We start from the raw sequence: 20796 nt of genomic DNA, 5'->3' as shown, positions 1-20796 counted from the left end.
CCCGGCGGCGTCAACAACCCCCAAACCCACCACCTTAACGGCAATTCCTCACAAAACTTTAGAAAAATCTCACCCAGACTTCACAACCGTGGCCTGACGACGCCGGCCACGCCAATCCACCACCGCCTGCGCCAGCCCTGCCACCGCCAACGCCACTAAAATCACATACCCAGGAAAACGATACCGCACCAGAGAACCCACCACCGGCACCGTATAGGCATACACCATCACCCAGGCCAACGCCGGCATGAACAGCACCCAGAACGCAGGCCGCCGCCACCAGCACCATCCGGCATACAGCAGGAATGGAAGGACAAGATAGAGCACCGCCATCTCCAACCCGCCCAGTACACGATAGGCATTACGCACGGGGGGAGCCTCGGGATGGGGTAACCACTGGTTCGGGAACGGAGCAAATAAGCCTACCTGAACGGCACGTGGGGTGTAGACCACCATATCGGCAACATGGCGAAAATGAATGTGGGTATCGATTGCAGACCGGCCATGGCTATAGCCACGCACAAAATGATCGCGCGCCCCGGCAAGGCGCCTAAGCGTGTCATCCATCGCTGAAGGCAACCAGGCAGCCGAGTGCCAAAGATCTGTCACCTCGGCAGACGGTACAGCTTTCATATTTGAGCTGTCCGGTTCTCGCTCCAGCTCACGGTCGAAAAAATCGCCGGACTGGAACGCGAACATGCCGACAACAAGCAGAGCCGCCACGACAGGGCTGGCCACTGCACTGCGCACATACATGGGCGATTGCCGCAGGTGCAGAAATGCCATCACACCCAACAGCAGCACGAACAGAACAGCCAACCCCAGGAACACCTCAGCCGAGAACTCACGAACCATCCAGGCAACCAGGAAGCCAAAGGCAATCAGGCCCGCCCCGGCAACTGCTAGCCTAGCGGCGTGCTTGAAGGGCGCCTGCTGCATTTGTAGCAGCAACCACCATCCGTAAATGGCAAGCATCAGGCCAAACTGAACATATAAATCTCGGTGGGGCTGGGCATAAACCATGGCAGCGGAAGGTAGCAAAATCGCCGGCGCTATTGCCAGCAGCGCCAATCGTCGTTTTTCGGTAATGGCAAAAATCAGCTTGGCAAGCAACGCCGTGCAGATGCCGTAGAGAAGCGCCTGAATCGGCACCAACACCCATGGCTCTGGCACCGTTATAACGTACCAGGCCGACATCAGCCCCGAGATACCCCAGCCGTTGGGGCGTAGGTGCCAACTGGACCAGCCATGCAGGGCGATCATCTCAGCTTGCTCAACGGCGGCATTATGAAAACCGACAACATCCTGGCCGGGAATCAGGCCATTCCCGTCACTCCACTGGGGCACCCAATAGCCCAAAACAACCAACTGGATGAACCAGGTCGCAGTCAACGCATAGGTGCCAGCAACAAGTCCAAGCCGGCATGGTGATACGGCTAGACAATCGATGGCTGCCCAGACTTTCCTTGTCATGTGCTTAACTCTCTACAGCCTGCTTCAGCATCAATTCCCAGCGCTCGATGACGGAATCCAGGCTGCATTTTTGTGCGATATAGTCTGCTGCACCGGCGCCCATGGCTTGCCGCTCGGCCTGGGAAAGAGCCATTACTGCTTGCATGGCCGCTACCAGGGCTTCCGACTCTGTACCTTCCGCGATCACACCCCGGCCATCCCCCAACATTTCCGGCACTGCCCCTACCGGCGTTGCGACACAGGGTATGCGCATGGCCATGGCTTCCATCAGGGCGTTGGGCATGCCCTCCCAGCGGGAAGGAAGCACGAAGGCATCAGCCTTTTCCAGAAGCTCATGTGTACTGTCAAGCTGGCCATGCAAGGTGACATGGCTCCCTAGACCAAGTTCGGCAATTTTCCGATTGAGCTCCTCTTGCAACCTGCCACTGCCAGCGATATCCAAGTGAATCGCTTGATCGCCAGACTGAACCAAGTAGCTGAATGCCTCAAGGAGCGCCGGCAGATTCTTCTGCTCCTCCAGTCGACCAACAAAGCACCAACGAAAGGTAGCAGGCTCATTCACCGAGGAAAAAGTATTGGAACCAGATAGTTGAACACTGCCAATCGGCAGAAAGACATTGGGAATGACATGCAGCGGACGTTTACCCAGCAAAGGGCTCAACGCACTATCGGCTGAAGCAACGTTAGCATGCGTCGCGTCATCAAGCCGTTCCGTCAAGCGTATCAGAATATTTCGGACATTCTTGCCATAGCTAACATTACGGTGAGAGGTAACACTAGGAACCCGGCATAGGCACGCAGCAACCCTACCAAGCAATGCCGCATGAAAGAGAAAGTTGACTACTACATCGGGGCGATTGGCGCGAAGGTAGTGTGTCAATTGAAAGAGCGCATTAAACGCCCCACCTTTCTCAAGCACATGGCGATTCACCTTTGGCGATAGTAAATCTGAATACGCCTCGCCATCCCTCAAGGTCAGCAGTGTAATGTCATGCCCTTTAGCCGTGAGCCCATTGCACAAATAAACAAGCTGACGTTCGGCCCCACCTTGAAACATATCGCCGACAAAAAATACAATCTTCATGCGGGCTGCGAGGCCCTTGAAAGCCCCATAATTTGCATGTACCGCTGTAATGATGCCTCGACGGTAAAATCCTGCGCACGTCGAACTACGTCTGGATGATTATCATCTTCTAGGGTTTGTTGTATTGCCTCTGCTAAGGCGCCAGGATTATCTACCGGAACTAGCTTTCCCCACACTCCCCCTTCCAGTATCTCACTGGACCCACCAGGACAGTCGGTACTGATAACAGGAGCTCCACATGCCATAGCTTGGATAAGAGTATTGGGTAAACCCTCCCAGCGAGACGAAAGGACAAACACTGATGATCTTTTCATATAGGAAAAAGGGTTATCAACAAACCCTGGCATAGAAACTCTTGAGCCCAACCCATAGTCCACTATAATTTCATTCAGCGCTTCCCGACCTGCACCTTCGCCAAGTATAAGAAGTCTAACATTTTTATTTTCAAGCAAGCTTAATGCGTGAATTAAATTATCGAATCCTTTGGCATGTGTCAGCCTACCAGCAGCCAAGATTACGGGGTTGTTCTTTACTTGCCCCTTCTCCAGCCAAGGATGCTGTGGAGCCTGGTTTGACATAGATAAAAGAGCATCATCAACAACTGGGTTATAAGCCTTTACCACACTATCGGCATTAACACCCCTGTGCGTTATCACACATTTAGCCACCGAGTCACTTACAGCGATCACACGCTGAGCTCGGGAATAAAACAAGCGACCCAGAAGATTCACGAAGAAATCGGTTATAATATTATTTTTCTTCTTCGGTTCAACATTGGCTTCCCTTAAGAATAAGTGCGATTTCGAAAATGCAAGCATATGTGCCATAGAAATAACCACATTTGCATGTGGCATAGTAGACAATATCACCTCCGGGCTGCTCCTCCACAAATACAAGACTAATTTGGGTAGAGCCCATGATGTACGGGTAGTCGCCAACTCAACAATCTGTACATCTTTAAGAACAAGTTTCCTATACGGCCCATCTGCTTGACATACCAGAATTACGACATTGAAACCTTCTTGAGAAAACTTATTTGCCAAAGAAACCATTACCCTTTCAGCACCGCCCCCTCGAAAAGATGGCAGAAAGAAAATTATTGTATTCATATGTTCCTTTCACTCACAACCGAAGAGCCAGACACATTGACGAACAAATTAATCCACTGGTCAATAACAACGTCATGAGAAAATCTATCTTTTACATCTTCAACAGCCAGCTTAGCCATCTTTGAAGCCAAATCCGGATTATCAATTATTTCTTGAATTTTTTCAGATAAGTCAGCCACATCTGATGCTTTTGCCAAAAGCCCCGTAGAGCCATCCACAATTATCTCTCTTGGTCCATAATCACAGTCATAGGAAATGACAGGGACGCCACAACCCATCGCCTCGACCAAAGCGTTCCCAAAACCCTCCCAGCGAGATGAAAAAACAAAAATAGAAGCCTCCTTCAGCATCTCATAGGGTTGGTCAGTTAACCCTTTAAGCAATACACGCTCCTCCATTTCCAACTCAGCAATCATTGCAATTAACTTATCTTTCTCCGACCCCTCCCCATAAATCTCAAGGCACCACCCAGGGTTTTTTAAAGAAATTTCATAAAATGCTTCAATCAATAAATCAAATCCTTTTTGTGGCACTAACCTGCCCATAGCAACGACAGTCTTACTTTTTCCTCCCTGGCCTGGGTTATCACAAAATGGAAATGACTCAGAGAGGCTGGGATTTATAATGCTCCGTTTCTTACTGGGCATGTAATTAAAGTGAGCATCAACACCTTGACAAAGACTTACTATGTGCGAAGCATATGGATAAAAAAATCTTCTGAGGCATCTCCACAAAAAAACAGGCTCGTTCTTTTCAGGATTATTCCTTTCACTTATAACAATAGGGGTGTTCAAAAAAAACGATGCCATTATACTGTATATATTTGCACGCGGCATAAAAGATAGCAAAATGTCGGGGCGGCTTTTCTTCAAACTCCTTCTAAGACGATAAAGCAAAATAAAATTATTCAACACACTGTCCAGCTTAGACCTGGATGGCTTCACCTCTCCCAAGTCATGCCTTGCGACACCATCTCTTAAAGTATAAAAATCTTTTTTTAAAGGAGTTAATGTTACAACCTCAACTGACAACCCTTTTTGCAAAAAACCATCACTAATGTTTTTTACGACACGCTCGGCTCCACCTTGACTAAGTGAAGAAATGACAATAGTAATTCTCATACTTTTTCTTTTAATACTCGATAGGCAATGCAAGAGCGATATACGCGCACAATATAGGCCACTATCATTGCCAGCACCTTTTCTCTGACAGACATATCATACCTGCTTAGAATATATTTCCAAGCGGATAATGGAGGTATTAGACCTCTTAAAACGCCTCGTTCATTTTGAGGCTTTGCGGCAGCCACACGCTTTGCCTTTTTCAATAACTGGACTATGTTATGGCGTGCTGGGTGATAAACAACGGCAGTGGGAAGATAACTTATGGGATATCCACACTTTTGAGCTCTATATGACCACTCCATATCGCCACCAGAATACAGCGTACAATCAAATAAACCAACGTCGTTAAATATTTTAGCCTGAGCAGCCATATTGGCCGTTACCGAAACTCCTTTCTTGGCGTTGTCTTCTTGACGGAAAGCAAAAGCTTTTTCATAGCACTCAGCCAAGTACGCCGAGTAGATTTAAAAGTTAAACTTATAGAACCAGCAACTCTTGTAACAGCCATATCAGACTGAAACGCGCTCATTATTTGATAGAGCCAATCTTTATCAGGGACACAGTCAGAATCAGTAAATACAATAATATCGCCCACAGCAGCTAAAATACCACTATTCCTTGCGGAATAAGAGCCAGGCTGCAACTCACTTATCAACCTGAAGTTTATAGGAAACTTAAAGCATTCGGGAATCCTTCCCGCTGGGTCATTATTCACAACAATGATCTCAAAATCATTTTTTGCTAGAGATTGCTCATCAAGGGCACTTATGCAATCCTGCAAACAAGTCCAGTCATTATACGTGGGAATTATAACCGATATAAATGGACGATTATTCCTCAAACTCCACCTCATAACATATTCTTCCCGCACCATATAATCTAGCGCTTAGGAGGCACGGAAAAATCAGCAACCCGGCTGTAAAGCTAACCGGTAGCGAGCGCATTCTGAATCCCCAAGCACAACACAACTGAAATTATAAAGCTGCTATTTTTCACATTCAAAATTCAATCAACCTCTATCAAGATGAAATCTTACAATGTCCTCGAATTGCTTTTGTAATTCCCAGCAGTCGAATTCGGATATTGCTTTCAGCCTTCCAGAGTTGGCAATTTTCAATCTGTATTCAGGCTTTCGAATAAACTCGATGATACTTTCATAAAGCAAGCTCTCATCATGCTCTGGCACTAATAAACCATCAACTCCACTAGAGATTAGCTCAGGAATTCCCGCATGCAGGGTTGCAACTACACCACAACCACAAGACATACCTTCCTGTATTATTGAAGGTGCACCTTCAGAATCACCACTTTCTGCTGTGACGGAATGCTGAACAAGAATATCGGCATCTGATAAATGCTGCCTTACCTGCACATGATCAAGCTCTCCAAGCATACAAACTTTTTCGGTTAAATTATTACTACTAATGTACGAGATTAACTTACCGCGCAAGGGTCCATCCCCAATAATAAAAAAACTCACATGAGGATATAGCTTAATTACTTCATGCACGGCTCTCAAAACTAGATATGGTTGTTTTTTCTCTACCAGCCTTCCAGCAAAAACAATTTTACCTTTTTTTTTCTCAGTTGGTACAAATAAATTTGTATCCACACCGCTTGGCAAAACATAAGAATATTTATTGAAAATACCGCTTTGGGACAATTCATCTAACAAATATTGAGCCACAGAAAACACAGCTTTTGCGTTACCTATCACCTTTTTATAGTCGGATATAATTTTTTCATCTCTCAAAGATTTCGACGCATCATACCCCCTAAAATAAACAAAGTATGGTATTTCAAGCTCACAGAGCAAGGAGTACAATGGTATTGCGCATGTCCCAAATTCAAAAATTACACATTCAACATTATTGTCAATTAGAAATTTTTTTGCCTTTCTTCTTCTTAGAAACCTTAATGTTCCTCTCGGTGAATCTAATAAAAAATTAAACACTGACTCAATTTTTCTCTGGCCCCTTCCTAACACACCTTTGGTCTCTAGTGAAACATAATCAACTTCGATAAGACCACTCTTTTTATATACAATTAACTTAGCTTTTCCATCAAAAGAGTATTTAACATGCCTTTTTACAAAAGTCTGTGACGCAACAGGAAATTTATTAGCACATATCGCTACGTTCATAATATGAAGCCCAAAATTTAATGCAAAGTGGTCATTATCCTTCGGTCCGCCTGGCAGGCCACCTAAGCTCTTATCGGTTGATTATAGCCGTCAGGCTGGCTGCCTAGCCCAGGGTTGATGGAAGCACACCTCATCAGGTGTCGCATCGCCCAGCCCTTTTGATAGGGCGCTCTCAATTATAGCAAATGAAGTGGGGCTAAGCTCTTGTTTCACAAGTGGACTCCGTCCTTTAAAGCCTTCAGGTTATCTGCGGAGGATCTAGGGACAACCAACCTGTATTGGCGTTGACAAGTGTGAGTCCGAAGAATTGGGCAGCGCCTCCAGCACTTTGCATGCATCGGTTTACAGCATCATCGGTGAAATGTCACAGAGAATGTCTGCCTGTAGTCACAAGCGCAATTCGACATTATAACCAAAGCTCTCAATCCGTTTAGGCGACAATTACGGTGATGGATAATTCAGGTGGTGCGGTTATTTCTTGAATTAACAATATTAAGTCAGAAAATTTTCTAATGATAAAGAAAACTCATGCAGCGAAGAATAGATTAATTCATCACTGGGCGTTTTTGACCAGCTGCTTCTAAGTGCTGACTGCACATTTTTCGAATTGACCTCCTCTTTGTAAACACATGTGTTTTCAATTTTTAATTGCTTGTATAGGCGTGGTATTTTTTGATGTTTCGCTAAAGAAACCACCTTCTTGCCCAGAGCTATTCCACTAATGCCGACGTGTAGCTTATCTGTAAAAATAATATTACTACCACTTATAATATTCAGCAGCCCATCAACACCAGAATACTCAATGACGGAATATTTAATGCCCAAGTCCTTTATAGCTGACAACCTGCACCCCCCCTCACCCTTTACCACACTCTTATTACTATCAGATATAAAACTAAAAGACTCAATTGTTATGTGGCTTTCCGACCTGAAGTCTTTAATCGCATTAACCACTGAGAAAAACTCTCTATCACTTGAATTATTCAAATGAATGACCACATCGACTTGGCTATTTTTGTAGCTCGATTTTTTATGGCTATCGTATTTTAGTAAAAAAGCAAGATCTGAACATATTTGTATAGGGTGCTTGCTTTTCATCTGGTAGTTCTTAAAAAATTGATACGATTCAATATCGCGAAAAAAAAACAGTTTCTGCCCGACCAAATACCCTTTTCTGCAAAAAATATCTAAAAAGATTAGATGATAACGGCCCAAACCCAACTCCATACACTCCTATTTTTGCTCTTTTAAATTCGTTGACCCATGATATATGCCTTTTATAATTTCTTAATGCCCACTTTGCTTTTTTTACTGATGAACTTTGGGGCTCACCAAAATATCCACCGCCTGCAAATATGAGAAACTCTATACCCTCCCTGTCATTTTTATCCAACACCGGATAACCAATATACTTTTGTTCGTCTTCATCCCCCTCTACTGCTAAATACACATTTTCTTTCCCAACATATTGGCTTACTTGGTCACACATCAGTTTCACCAAAAGGGTATCGCCGTAATTATTAGCGAAATAAGAACCATGTATCGCAACCCTACCGCTCATAATTGTCTCACTCTATTTAAAAGGAACCAGTCAATGACCACATTAATTCAAATAACAATAACTATCATCAGGCGATTTTAACATCTGAAGCTTTTCGCTGAATTAAATCGAAAAAGACTAAGGTGGATGATACCCTTGCTGTCTTCAAGAAAGGACTCCCAAAGGGGACAAAGAAGATATCTAGGTAAACGGCCGAAACACTATAGGAGCCCGCAGGTCATGTGAATACCACCGCTGTACACCTGATGATAGAAAACGTAGAACTATATTGAGATGGCCAGACTTTATGAGATAGCAGAAAAATAGTCGAATCCATTAACCAACAGCCACTTACTCACCATGTTTATTGTTAGTAAATAATTCATGCACATGGCGACTGCCTTGTTACTCTGATTGATAACTTTCTCAAATCATCTTCATAATGCTTCAAAATGGCACTTGATGCATCACTATCATAACTTAACGGTTCGCCGCGTGTGCTAATGAATTTCTTAATAAAAGAGTATGATTTCTTTGTTAATAATTTTTGCATTTTGCTTTTTTTAACATTTTTAAAAATCCAGTTATTTACTTGCCTTACCACCTCAGCCTGAGAACGATTGACACCTTCATTTTCCTTACCAAAAAGCAAATTGCCCGTATAGTCAGACTGAAAAAAGCGCTCCAACCCTCTGACCACGGAACCTGGGGAGCTGGTAAAATCTTCCAAAAAATAAACAAAAACTCGGCCATCCGTCATTTCGTCCAGCAGTTTTACTCTAGGCCAAATAAGAAATTCGTCAGGACTCATAAGCCCCTCACCACTTAAGCTAAAGAATTCTTCCAGGCTTAATGTCCCGCCATATTTTATATAGTGCTTATAGCAGGATAATATCCATGACTCATGCTCTCTTACACCTATTACTATGCTAGAGTTAGGAATGATGGTCAACAATCGTTCGATCCCCTCTAACTGCACTTCCAAATAACTAACGCCAGCACTATAAGAATCTAACAACCTCCCAGGGTATGTTTCAGAAGATATCAAAATCTTTTTAGACCTTGTCCAAGATATACTTTCAATGAAGTGATCTTTTCCATAAGGCCTGCCTAAATAACTCAATCCCTCAAAGAACGGAAACACCTTCTGTTGAAGCAAGGTGCTTCCTGTTTTATGCAAACCCAAATGAATGTATATTTTCAATGGGGAGCTCATATTATATACCCTTCAATCACTATTCGGTACAGCGCAATTTAAAACTAATTATGGGTAGCCATTGCCTTGAAGTCTTTGCTATTTTCAATTAAGTAATTATACTCACCTTTCGCTATTACCTGCCCATGCCTAAAATGAAATATAGTATTGCAGTTTCTTACAGTTGCAATCCGATGAGCAATCATTACAATCGTTTTCTTACCTGAAAAATCGTAAATCGCCTCCATTATTAATTTCTCTGCAATACCATCCAATGCACTAGTAGCTTCATCAAGAATAAGCACATCAGCATCATCATATAGTGCTCTAGCAATGCCAATCCGCTGGCGCTGCCCTCCGGAGAGCTGCACACCACGTTCGCCGACTCGTGTATCGAGCCCGTCAGGCAACTGCTGCATTAGTTCATCAAGGTGCGCCATTTGCACTGCTTGGTTGACACGAGCCTCATCGATTTCGCTTGGCGCAATGCCAAATGCGATGTTTTCACGGATCGAAGCATCTGCAAGAAAGATATGTTGTGGCACGAAACCTACGCTGTTCTGCCACCTGCGGCGGTTATCCTCGGTGATCGCTTCGCCGTCCACCAGTAGTTCACCTGATTGTGGCTGGATAAGCCCCAGAATCATATCGATCGCAGTCGACTTACCTGAGCCCGAAGCCCCCACCAAGCCGATTACCTGCTTGCTGGGGATAGTGAGATTAACCTCGTTAAGCGCTGCAGTTTCTTTGCCTGGGTACTGGAAGGTCACATTTTTCAGCTCAATCGCCTGATTGACCGCCATCTTGCCATCAATGCGCTGGTGCTTACCTGCCAGCGCCTCGTCAGCTACCGCCTGGCGGTAGCTTTCCTGCAGCGCGCTTCGGATGGACTCGAATGCCGCTATATTTCCCTTGATTTTAGCTAGGCTCTGGTAGGCTTGTTGAAACGCTGGCATCAGCTTGTAGCCAGCCAGCGCATAGACAGAGAGCACTGGGAGAATATGCCCTAGGCTGCCTTCATGCACACCCAGCAGATAGAGCACCAGCACCATTACGATGCCAAAGGCAATCAACTGCATCGCATAGCGCGGTACTTCGCCCAACGCATGATTGACACCTTGGCTGCGCGCCAGCTTGTTGCTGGTCACCTGGAAGCGATCCACGAATAACTGCTGGCGGCCCAGCAGCAGCACGTCCTTGATGCCGCCAAAGCCTTCGTTCATCAGTTTGTAGCGCTGGGCATTCATCTTGGAAATGTTCTTGCCATTTCGGGCCAGGCGTTTCCGTACCACCTTGTAGAGCACTGCATAGGCCACCACAAACACCAGCAAGCCTGCTGCTGCTACGGCCGGGTCGTAGGCCACCAAGCCAATGATCATGAACAGTGCCATCACCAGCTTGGCGTTCATCTGCATTACGGGTAGAAAAATACTTCTGGTTACTCTTTGCGTCTCCTGAGCCACCTGCTTGGTCAGCTGGCTGCTGCTGCCGCTGGCATGAAAGAGCCACGGTTGGTGAAGATAGTGGGCATAGAGACGCTGGCTGATTTGCGCGCCGATGTTGTGGGCGAACATGCTCATGCGCCAGGTGGTGATCATCGAGAATACAGCGCCAACCACCATCACCAGCAGCACGCCAAACCCCACCCAGAACAAAAAGGCGCGGGGCGTTTCCGCACCGGAGAAGGCGTAGAGCTGGGCCAGCGTGCCGTCGCCTTCCAGCCGGCTCATATCCCCCACGATGGTCATAAAGGGGGCGATAGCCGCTACGCTGGCGATTTCGGCAAAGGCCATGATGACTACCAGCACCTGCAGGCGCAGAAAGCGCTTGCGTTGGGTCGGTGTCATCAGGGAGTAGAGCTCTTTGAGTAGGGTAAACATTCGGCTCCAAACGTCAGGAAGGTATCAACATCACGCCACTTATAAGCAAGACTTGACCAGCTTGGCCACCAACTCCTGCTGCGTATATTCGGCACTCTTCAAGTTTACCTCCGGCGTGAGCGGCACTTCGTAGGGGCTGCTGATGCCGGTGAAGTCCTTGATCTTGCCTTCGCGGGCTTTCTGGTAGAGGCCCTTGGGGTCGCGCTGCTCACACACATCCAGCGGGGCATCTACATGCACTTCGATAAAGTCGCCCTTACCGAACAATTCACGTGCCGCTTCCCGATCCGCGCGGAACGGTGAGATAAAGGCAGTAATCACAACGATGCCAGCCTCGGCGAACAGTCGTGCTACCTCCCCCACCCGCCGAATGTTCTCGCCGCGATCTTCCTCGCCCATGCCGAGGTCCTTGCACAGGCCGTGTCGGATATTGTCGCCATCCAGCAGCATGGTGTGGTAGCCCCGGCGGTTAAGCTCCACTTCCAGGGCATTGGCCAGGTCGATTTACCGGAACCGGAGAGCCCGGTGAACCAGATGCATTTGCCCGCATGCCCGTTGAGCTGTTCGCGCATGGCCTGGGTGACGCTGGTGCGGTTCCATACCACATTGGCCTTGCTATCGTGGGCGCGGTATTCGTAGGGCGTTTCGCTGTCTATCGGCTGGTGGATCATTCCGGCACCGACGGTAACGTTGGTCAGCCGGTCGATAATGATAAAGCTGCCGGTGCCGGGACTCTTGCGGTAGTCGTCCACCGGGACCGGGGCTGTCAGCTCGATGCTGCAGCGGGCAATGCTGTTGAGGTCCAACTGCTCGGCGTGGCGGTGCTCAAGAGTATTGACGTCGATCTGGTAGTCGATGGCGGTGACCTTGCCGGCCATATCCCGGGTGGCGAGCTTGAGGTCGTAGAGTTTGCCAGGCTCCAGCGGGGTCTCGTGCATCCAGACGATATCGGCGTCGAAGCCATAGACCAGCGGGACCTCGGCGTCGTCGGCCACGATCCAGTCGCCACGGGAGATATCGATCTCGTCCGCGAGCGTGACGGTGATTGCCTGGCCGGGGTAAGCGGCGTCCAGGTCGCCGTCATAGGTCACGATGCGCTCGACCGCGCTGACCTTGCCGGAGGGCAGCGCCTTTACCCGTTGCCCGGAACGGAGAATACCGGCCGCCAGAGTGCCACAGTAGCCGCGAAAGTCGAGGTTGGGCCGGTTGACGTACTGCACGGGGAAGCGCAGATCACTGAGGTTCTGGTCGTGGGTTACCTCGACCGTTTCCAGCAGCTCGAGGAGTGTAGCCCCGGGGGCGCCGCTGCTATCGCGGTACCAGGGGGTCGCGTCGCTGCGATCAACGACGTTGTCGCCGTTGAGGGCCGAGAGCGGGATATAACGGATGTCCGGGGCGTGTAGCTTGCTGGCGACCTCCTGGTACTCCGTGACGATCTCGTCGAAGCGCGCCTCGGAAAACTCCACCAGGTCCATCTTGTTGACCGCGATCACCAGGTGCTGAATGCCCAGCAGGTCGGCGATAAAGCTGTGCCGGCGAGTCTGGGTCTGCACGCCGTAGCGGGCGTCGATCAGGATGATGGCAAGGCTCGCCGTGGAGGCGCCGGTGGCCATGTTACGGGTGTACTGCTCGTGCCCGGGGTATCRGCGATGATGAACTTGCGCTTGTCGGTGGAGAAGAAGCGATAGGCCACATCGATGGTGATGCCCTGCTCGCGTTCGGACTGCAGGCCATCGACCAGCAGCGCCAGGTCCACGGCTTCGCCGGTGGTGCCGCTCTTCTTCGAGTCCCGGGTGATGGCCGCCAGGTGGTCATCGAAGATCATCTTGGAGTCGTGCAGCAATCGACCGATCAGGGTCGACTTGCCGTCGTCGACGCTGCCGCAGGTGATGAAGCGCAGCAGGTCCTTGTTCTCGTGCTCGTGCAGGTACTGATCGATATTCTCGGCGATCAGGTTGGACTGGTGTGACATTAGAAGTACCCCTCGCGCTTCTTACGCTCCATGGAACCCGCCTGGTCGTGGTCGATGGCGCGACCGCTGCGCTCGCTGGTGCGGGTGAGCAGCATCTCCTGGATGATCTCGGGCAACGTATCGGCCCTGGACTCCACCGCACCGGTCAGCGGATAGCAGCCCAGGGTCCGGAAGCGCACCCACTTCTCCTCGGGCACCTCGCCGGGTGCCAGCGGCAGACGCTCGTCGTCGACCATCACCAGCATGCCGTCGCGCTCCACTACCGGGCGCGGTGCGGCGTAGTAGAGCGGCACGATGGGAATCTGCTCCAGATGGATGTACTGCCAGATGTCCAGCTCGGTCCAGTTGGAGAGCGGGAAGGCACGAATCGACTCGCCCTTGTTGATCCGGGCGTTGTAGAGGTTCCACAACTCCGGACGCTGGTTCTTGGGATCCCAGCGGTGGAACTTGTCACGGAAGGAGAAGACCCGCTCCTTGGCTCGGCTGGCCTCCTCATCGCGCCGAGCACCGCCAAAGGCGGCATCGAAACCGTACTTGTTCAGCGCCTGCTTGAGAGCCTCGGTCTTCATCACGTCGGTATAGCCGCTGGAACCATGGTCGAAGGGATTGATGCCGGCCGCACGCCCCTCTTCGTTGATGTGCTCGATCAGCTCCATGCCCACCTCCGCCGCCATGCGATCGCGGAATTCGATCATCTCGCGAAACTTCCAGGTGGTATTGATGTGCATCAGCGGGAACGGCGGCGGCCCGGGATAAAAGGCCTTGCGCGCCAGGTGAAGCATCACCGAGGAGTCCTTGCCGATGGAGTAGAGCATGACCGGATTGCTGAATTCCGCCGCCACCTCGCGAAGGATATGGATGGACTCGGCTTCCAACTGCTGGAGATGGGTCAGGCGCTGGGGCGAAAGAGACGCCGGCGTCGTTGCGGCAGCCTGGGCGACCGGCTCGCGCGCGGGTGCATGAAGACTAGTCATCGGCCCGGGTACCTCGCATGACAAAGGGCAATAAGGATCATGCGGTACAGGTTAACGCCGGAACCATAATAACGTAAAAGAATGATTGCCTATCTTTTTAGTCGAAATGCGCATAACGCTGCACTATCAGAGATCGACACGCTCCACCCAGGTCAACCACTCGCCGTCGGTCAGATCCACGATGCGATAGCCGGGGCGCGAGGCCTCGTCGATGGCGAAATCGGCCGAGCCGGACAGGAACTGGTCGGTGGTGGATGGGGTGCCGTAGACGACAACCCCCTGCCGATGACCGGCCAGGGCCTGGTGAATGTGGCCGCAGAGAATCATCCTCACCTGGGGAAAGTCAGCCAGCACCTGCCACAACGCGTCGCGGTCCTTGAGGCCGATGGCATCGAGCCATTCCGAGCCCAGGACAAGCGGCGGGTGATGCATCACCAGCAGCGTGGGCCGGTCATCCGCCTCGAGGCGCTCCACCAGATCGGCAAGACGCGACTCCCCCACTTCGCCATGGGCGTGACCAGGCACGCAGGTATCCAGCACCAGCAGGCGCCAGCCACCGAGATCGACCTCACCGTGGATCGCCTTGATCGCTTCCATCAATTGCGGCTGGTCGTGGTTGCCGGCCAACCAGTACCAGGGGCAGTTCAGGCGGGACAACACCCCATGGGCCAGCTCATAGGAGGCGGCGGACTCATCCTGGCTGATATCGCCGCTGACCAGGACCAGGTCCGGACGTTCGCCGATAGCCGCCGCCACGACCGCCTCGAGCTGGCGCAGGGGAAAGCCGGCCCGGGAGCGCGCCCGGGGGTCGGCATGGAGGTGGCAATCGGTAATCTGGACAAGGCGCATCAGGGCAGCTCGCTCATCAAGGTAACGCCCTCTTCAAGGCAGTTCGGGCAGGTCGGCGGGGTGGCCATGGGCCAGGCCATGGGCCAGCCATTCGCCGAGGAAGCGATTGAGCTGCAATTTTTCGTCGGGCTGGAACATGCGCAGGTTGGGGTAGCGGTAGCGGCCGTCGAAGTGGCGCTCGCGCTGAAAATCGGTGACCTCGGCCATGCGCACGTCATGATAGAGATGCACCCGCATGCGCGGCGGCTCGATGATCCCCTCCATGAGACCGCTCTGGGTGACCCGCACCATGGTGGTATAGGGCGCCTGCTCGAGTACCTCAAGATGCAGGACGCCGAAGCGGCCGTTGCGCCCCGTCAACTCCAGCTGACGAGTCTCGCCCACCCCCAGGTCGCCCAGCAGCCGGATCAGGCGCAGGTAGTTGGCACTGCATTCACCCTGCAGACTCTTCAGATCAGTCACATAGGCGGTTCTAGCCACGCTACCTCCTTGCTCTCAGTGACGCTCGCTCAGCAGCCAGCCAGTAAAGTGAGATAAGACACATGGCATTGTCGAGTCGACCAGCCTGCAGGAGTTCCCAAGCCTGAATAAACGGTAACACGTGAACGCGGATGTCCTCGTGCTCCTCGTCGAGCCCGTGCACCCCTCCCAACTCCCTGGAATCGACCAGGGCGCAATAGAGGGTGACCCGCTCATCGCAGGCACCCGGGCTCGGGTAGTAGGTATGCAGTTCGATCAATTCATTGATGGAACAACCCGCCTCCTCCACGGCCTCGCGGCGGGCCACCTCGGCCCGGCTCTCTCCCGCTTCGACCAGGCCGGCCACCACCTCGAGCTTCCAGGGCGACACGGGGTCGGCCAGTGCACCCGCGCGAATCTGCTCCACCAGCACGACGCAATCCCGCTCCACGTCATAGAGCAGCACCCCCACGGCATCATGACGACAATGCACCTCACGCACCACCTCGCCGCTCCAGCCTCCCTCGAAGAGCCGATGACGAAGGCTCACCTTCTCCAGGCGAAAGAAGCCCTGATAGAGGCAGCGTCGCTCACGCAGCTCCACATCGGCCGCCGAAAAGGCGGGAAGAAGCGTGATACCGCGGGGCTGGTCGTGGGTACTGGACATGCCATTCTCCAATCGGCGAATGGCGACCATTATCATGACCGGGGCCCAAAATGCCAACTGCCGTGCGGCCAGGACGACCGGCACGGCAGCGAAACGAAGCCTTCAGGGAGAAAGGGTCAGAGCGTCGCCAGCAGGGCCCGTGCCTCTTCCCGCAGCGCCTCGTCGGAGCGCTCGCGGTTAGGGCGCGCCGTGCCGTCCACGGCACGCTGGGCATGCTCACGCGCCTCCTCGCGGCGACCTTCATCCTCCAGGAAAGCGGCATAGTAGTAGTTCACGTCGATGCCATCCGGGCGAATCTCCAGCGCGCGCTGGAACATCTGCTCGGCGGTATTGCTGTTGCCAAAGCCGACCGGGCGACCCGGCGCCCGGTCATAGAGCGCCCCCAGGGTCACGTACGCCGAGCCGTTACCCCCTTGCGGATCGAGTTCGACGGCCTTTTCCAGGGCGTCGCGGGCACTGCGGGCACTGCCAAGGGCGCCAAGGCCACTGCGCTCACGGGCATGGGAAGCCTCGATGATGCCATACCAGATCAGCGGCTGGGCCTCCCCGGGATGCGCTTCCGCCAGGCTCTCGGCCTCATCGGCGAGCGACTTCAGGGCACGTCGACGATCGCCCTCGGCGCGCTGTGTATTGATCTGCTCCCAGCGCTGCTTGAGCGCTTCAACCTCGCCTTCCCAGGCGACGGCGCTGCCTAGCGGGGCCAGCGCGATGCCGATGCCCAGTGCAACGGCAAGTAGATGGTGTCGAATCATGTCCGGTCTCCTTGGGGTTATTCTCGAACGGTACGACGGGGGTCGCTCATGCAATGTAACGAACGTTTGAATGATCTTCCAGTTTCCTGTCCTGACGCTTGGCCCGCAACGGGAGAATGGCGTATGTTGCGACTCTCAGCCGTAACAGGAGTGGCATGGCATGAAGGGCCGCAACATGACCCGCTGGCGCGACCCGGCCAAGGACCCGCGCCAGGAACCCAAGAGCAATCTGATCACCCTTGAGGGGGCGGAGCGCCTGCGGGGCATCCTCGATCACCTCTCCCGGGTGAAGCGTCCGGCCCTGTCGGCCAAGGTGGGCGAAGCCGCGGCACTGGGGGACCGCAGCGAGAACGCCGACTACACCTACAACAAGAAGGAGCTCAACCGGGTCATCGCCCGCATCCGCTACCTGACCAAGCGGCTCGACGAACTGCAGGTGGTGGACCGGCTGCCGGCGGCGACCGACAAGGTCTATTTCGGCGCCTTCGTCACCCTGGAGGACGAGGAAGGTGAAGAGATGCACATCCGCATCGTCGGCCACGACGAGACCGACACCGCCAAGCGCTGGATCAGCGTCGATGCACCCCTGGCCAAGGCCCTGCTCGGCAAGGCCCTGGATGACGAGATCACGGTCAAGGCTCCGGCGGGCGACACCACCTACATCATCACCGATATCGCCTACCGCGATCCGGCCACAGGGGCTCGATAGACCCGAAAGCGCCGGTCGTCGGCAAGTACCTCGAAGCCGCCGAAGGCACGCTCCAGCAGGTCCGGGTACGGCAGGAAAGCATTGGCGACGAGCAGTAATCCGCCGCCAGGCAGCAGGTGAGCCGGCGCCTCGCGGATCAGGCGTCCGGCCGGGCCGTAGTCGATGCTGCGCTCCTGGTGAAAGGGCGGATTGCTGATGATGGCGGCGAAGCGACGCGCTTCCAGCGACGAGTAGACATCGCCGGCCAGTACTTCTCCTTCCAGCCCATTGGCGGCCAGCGTGCGCCGGGTCGCCTCGACGGCAAAGCCATTGATGTCCACCGCCGTGATCCTGTGGCCGCGCCGCGCCAGCCAGGCCGCCAGCACCCCATCGCCACACCCCATGTCGAGCACATCCCCTGCCCGTTCGGGCCCCGGCAGATGTCGCTCGAGCGCGCCGAGCAGCAGCCTGGTGCCATCGTCCAGCTTGCCATGGCCGAACACCCCCGGGTGGCTGATCAGGGTCAGCCCCTCGGCCTCGAAGCGGGTCCAGGCTGCCTCGGGGTCGATATCCACCCGGCCCAGCCGGGTTTCGAACAGCGTGCAACGCCGGGCGCTATCGCGCTTGCGACAGCCCAGCCCCAGTGCTGCCAGCACCTTGAGCACCCGCTTGATACCCCCCTGGTTCTCCCCCACCAGCTGCAGCCGGGTTCCCTCCGGCAGATTGGCGCAGAGCCACAGCAGCCACCACTCCCCCAGGGCGTGGGCCTTGGGCCAGAACAGTACTGCCCCGGGGGGCTCGCCGACTGTCTGTGCATCGAACGGCGAGAAGGCGGGTCGGCTGCGTTCTCGCCAGGATTGCAGCACCCCATGATCGGCGCTGAGGACAGAGCCCTGCCCACCCTCGAGCCAGGCATCGCGCGGCGGTGATACCCAGAGCCAGCCTCGGTAGTCGGCGTCCTGGCGTTCGAGCAACTGGCAGACCGGGGTCTCGGCAGGCATCGAAACTCTCCTTGATCAGGTGGCGGTATCTCAGCGAACCAGGGTATAGAGCAGGTAGCGCCCCAGCCGCCAGTGGGGTTCCGTGCGGCAGTAGCGCTGCTCGAGCGCCACCAGTCGGGCCCAGTCGGCTTCCGTGCTCGGCGGGTGGCGCAGGTAGTCGTGGAAGACACGAATACCTGCCACCGCCTTGATGGCCAGGCCGTTCTCGGCGCTCCAGGCCTCCACCTGGCCATGGGTCAGCGGGGAGATCGGCGTCAGGCGCTGGCGCTTGCCGGTGCCCTCCAGGCGGTCATCCAGCGCCTTCTCCAGGTTGCCCTTGACCACGTTGGACAGGCGCAGCGCATCCCGGTTGAACACCATCAGCGACAGCTGCCCACCCGGAGCCCAGCTGGCCCGCCAGGGTGGCCAGCGCCGCCCGAGGGTCGTGCAGCCACTCCAGCACCGCATGGCAGGCGATCAGCGACCAGGGGCCTTCCACTCGCTGCGACAGCGTCTGCAGCGATGCCTCGACGAAGGTGATGGGCTCCCCGGCCAATTCCCGGCGGGCATGATCGAGCATGTCGATGGCCGGCTCGACCAGGGTCACCGCATGCCCCCGACGGGCGAACCAGCCTGACAACTGCCCCAGGCCGCCACCCACATCGAGCACCGGCTGGTCGTCGAGGTGGAGCATTTCCGGCAGCAGGCGATCGAGCAGGGCCAGCCGCAGTGCCCCGCGGGGACCACCGTAGAGACTGCCGGCAAACTTCTCGGCCAGGCCATCGAAGTGACGATCGCCGGCCGACGAGAAAGGGGAAACGGAATCAGACATGCAGGGCTCGGCAACGGCGGAATGTGGCGGGCATTCTACCTGCCTTCTATCGGCCTGGGCAGGTGCTGCGCCCAGGGGGTTGCCGCCTCCACCTGGGCCGCCAGGGCCAGCAATCGTCGCTCGTCGCCCATGGCGCCGATCACCTGCACGCCCACCGGCAGGCCATCGGGCGTGACATGCAGCGGCAGCGACATGGCCGGCTGGCCGGTGAGGTTGGCCAACTGGGTGAAGGGGGTCCGGGCCAGGGCATCCCTGGCCAGGTGCTTGAGCATTCCCGCCTTGAGCGCCAGCGCCGGGAGGCCGGGTATCGCCAGCAGCGACATCAGGCGCTCCTGGGACGCCGGCGGGTAGAGCTCGCCCAGGCGTGGCGACGGGGCGCCGGCTACCGGCATCAACAGCATGTCGTAGCGTCGATGAAAGGCCCCCATGGCCCGAGCTGCCGCGTTCCAGTCACGCTTGGCCAATTCGTAGTCGCGTACCGGCAGGTGATGCCCCAGCCGGGCAATGGCCCGCGTGGAAGGCTCGATATCCAGGCGCGACAGGGCCACGCCCGTTTCACGGGCGATCCAGGCCAGGTCGGCGGTGAGATGGCCCAGGTACAGGGTCAGATAGGCGTTGGCCAGCCGTTCCCCATCCACCGGCGGGTCGACCGACTCGACGTGGTGTCCCAGGCTGTCAAGCGTCCTGGCCGCTTGCTCCACGGCCTGGCGCACCTGGGGATCGAGCACGGTACCGAGCGGATCGCCCAGCGGATCGCCCATCGACACCGCCACGCGAAGCGGTTCGGGCGGGCGCTCCAGCGCGGCGAGGTAACCCTGCTCGCGCCGCACCGGATAGGGGGCGCCCTCGTCCATGCCATTGATGGCATCGAGCAGGGCGGCACTGTCACGTACCGTGCGGGTCAAGGCGTGCTCCACCACCGCCCCCTGCCACACTTCAGCATGCATCGGCCCCTGCGGTACCCGTCCGCGGGAAGGCTTTAGGCCGAACAAGCCGCAGTAGCTGGCGGGGATGCGGATCGAGCCGCCACCATCGCCGGCCATGGCCAGCGGCACCAGCCCCCCGGCCACCGCGG

The 20796-nt window shown here is 54.3% G+C and carries 20 protein-coding genes and 2 pseudogenes; 1 reads left to right on the top strand and 21 read right to left on the bottom strand.

Going from position 1 to position 20796, the window contains the following annotated elements; translation table 11 throughout:
• Positions 1-69 precede the first annotated feature (69 nt).
• From Q427_RS10710 to Q427_RS10660, 18 genes and pseudogenes are all read right to left on the bottom strand, one after another.
• Positions 70-1473 carry a hypothetical protein gene (locus Q427_RS10710; RefSeq protein ID WP_155833534.1) on the bottom strand — a complete coding sequence of 468 codons (1404 nt, stop codon included), beginning with the start codon at positions 1471-1473 and terminating at the stop codon, positions 70-72.
• 4 nt (positions 1474-1477) lie between these two features.
• Positions 1478-2557 carry a glycosyltransferase gene (locus Q427_RS28790; protein WP_051496291.1) on the bottom strand — a complete coding sequence of 360 codons (1080 nt, stop codon included), beginning with the start codon at positions 2555-2557 and terminating at the stop codon, positions 1478-1480.
• On the bottom strand, positions 2554-3666 hold the full coding sequence (locus tag Q427_RS30050) for a glycosyltransferase (protein WP_081785946.1): 1113 nt from the start codon (positions 3664-3666) through the stop codon (positions 2554-2556). The genes Q427_RS28790 and Q427_RS30050 overlap by 4 nt, the downstream gene beginning before the upstream one ends.
• Entirely contained in the window at positions 3663-4787 is a 1125-nt protein-coding gene (locus Q427_RS30045; protein ID WP_081785945.1) for a glycosyltransferase family 4 protein, read from the bottom strand. The genes Q427_RS30050 and Q427_RS30045 overlap by 4 nt, the downstream gene beginning before the upstream one ends.
• The gene (locus Q427_RS31240) at positions 4784-5239 is read right to left on the bottom strand and encodes a hypothetical protein (protein ID WP_197030597.1); all 456 of its coding nucleotides are present in this window, start codon (positions 5237-5239) and stop codon (positions 4784-4786) included. Before Q427_RS31240 ends, Q427_RS30045 begins: the two co-directional genes overlap by 4 nt.
• The gene (locus Q427_RS36835; RefSeq protein ID WP_442905477.1) at positions 5170-5643 is read right to left on the bottom strand and encodes a glycosyltransferase family 2 protein; all 474 of its coding nucleotides are present in this window, start codon (positions 5641-5643) and stop codon (positions 5170-5172) included. Before Q427_RS36835 ends, Q427_RS31240 begins: the two co-directional genes overlap by 70 nt.
• A 156-nt stretch (positions 5644-5799) precedes the next feature.
• Positions 5800-6933 carry a glycosyltransferase gene (locus tag Q427_RS30035; protein WP_081785943.1) on the bottom strand — a complete coding sequence of 378 codons (1134 nt, stop codon included), beginning with the start codon at positions 6931-6933 and terminating at the stop codon, positions 5800-5802.
• A 492-nt stretch (positions 6934-7425) separates the two neighbouring features.
• The gene (locus Q427_RS35280) at positions 7426-8031 is read right to left on the bottom strand and encodes a polysaccharide pyruvyl transferase family protein (protein ID WP_269321227.1); all 606 of its coding nucleotides are present in this window, start codon (positions 8029-8031) and stop codon (positions 7426-7428) included.
• Between the two features lie 28 nt (positions 8032-8059).
• Positions 8060-8494 (bottom strand): polysaccharide pyruvyl transferase family protein, encoded by a 435-nt coding sequence (locus tag Q427_RS35275; protein ID WP_155833532.1) that lies wholly within the window; start codon positions 8492-8494, stop codon positions 8060-8062.
• A 361-nt stretch (positions 8495-8855) separates the two neighbouring features.
• Positions 8856-9632, bottom strand: coding sequence for a hypothetical protein (locus tag Q427_RS31230; RefSeq protein WP_155833531.1), 777 nt, complete (start codon positions 9630-9632; stop codon positions 8856-8858).
• Positions 9633-9733: 101 nt separating this feature from the next.
• Positions 9734-11548, bottom strand: coding sequence for an ABC transporter ATP-binding protein (locus tag Q427_RS10695; protein ID WP_043513699.1), 1815 nt, complete (start codon positions 11546-11548; stop codon positions 9734-9736).
• Positions 11549-11587: 39 nt separating this feature from the next.
• Positions 11588-11998, bottom strand: a complete 411-nt coding sequence (gene cysC, locus Q427_RS32200) for an adenylyl-sulfate kinase (protein ID WP_269321226.1) — start codon at positions 11996-11998, stop codon at positions 11588-11590.
• Positions 11899-13520 (bottom strand): annotated as a pseudogene (cysN, locus tag Q427_RS10685) (sulfate adenylyltransferase subunit CysN). Before cysN ends, cysC begins: the two are co-directional and overlap by 100 nt.
• Positions 13520-14494: a sulfate adenylyltransferase subunit CysD gene (cysD, locus tag Q427_RS10680; RefSeq protein WP_081785941.1), complete on the bottom strand. Its 975-nt coding sequence runs from the start codon at positions 14492-14494 to the stop codon at positions 13520-13522. Before cysD ends, cysN begins: the two are co-directional and overlap by 1 nt.
• Positions 14495-14620: 126 nt before the next feature.
• Complete coding sequence (locus Q427_RS10675) at positions 14621-15343, bottom strand: phosphodiesterase (protein ID WP_043513697.1); 723 nt, start codon at positions 15341-15343, stop codon at positions 14621-14623.
• 33 nt (positions 15344-15376) lie between these two features.
• Positions 15377-15823, bottom strand: a complete 447-nt coding sequence (locus Q427_RS10670; protein ID WP_043513695.1) for a DUF1249 domain-containing protein — start codon at positions 15821-15823, stop codon at positions 15377-15379.
• Position 15824: 1 nt separating this feature from the next.
• Positions 15825-16469, bottom strand: a complete 645-nt coding sequence (locus Q427_RS10665; protein WP_043513706.1) for an NUDIX domain-containing protein — start codon at positions 16467-16469, stop codon at positions 15825-15827.
• A gap of 116 nt (positions 16470-16585) precedes the next feature.
• Entirely contained in the window at positions 16586-17221 is a 636-nt protein-coding gene (locus Q427_RS10660; protein ID WP_043513693.1) for a hypothetical protein, read from the bottom strand.
• 160 nt (positions 17222-17381) lie between these two features.
• Between Q427_RS10660 and greB the strand changes: the two genes are divergently transcribed.
• Positions 17382-17930, top strand: coding sequence for a transcription elongation factor GreB (greB, locus tag Q427_RS10655; protein WP_081785792.1), 549 nt, complete (start codon positions 17382-17384; stop codon positions 17928-17930).
• Here greB and Q427_RS10650 read toward each other — a convergent pair.
• The 3 genes and pseudogenes from Q427_RS10650 to Q427_RS10640 form a co-directional block, all read right to left on the bottom strand.
• Positions 17900-18910 (bottom strand): methyltransferase, encoded by a 1011-nt coding sequence (locus Q427_RS10650; RefSeq protein WP_043513691.1) that lies wholly within the window; start codon positions 18908-18910, stop codon positions 17900-17902. The two genes, greB and Q427_RS10650, sit on opposite strands and share 31 nt — an antisense overlap.
• 30 nt (positions 18911-18940) lie before the next feature.
• Positions 18941-19721: pseudogene (locus tag Q427_RS10645) on the bottom strand (methyltransferase domain-containing protein).
• A 35-nt stretch (positions 19722-19756) separates the two neighbouring features.
• A partial coding sequence (locus Q427_RS10640) for an amidase (RefSeq protein ID WP_043513690.1) occupies positions 19757-20796 on the bottom strand: 1040 nt, incomplete at its 5' end.

It is taken from the genome of Halomonas sp. BC04 (genome assembly GCF_000568385.1).
Note: the sequence above shows the minus strand (reverse complement) of the source record. Positions and strands in the feature narration are given on the sequence as shown.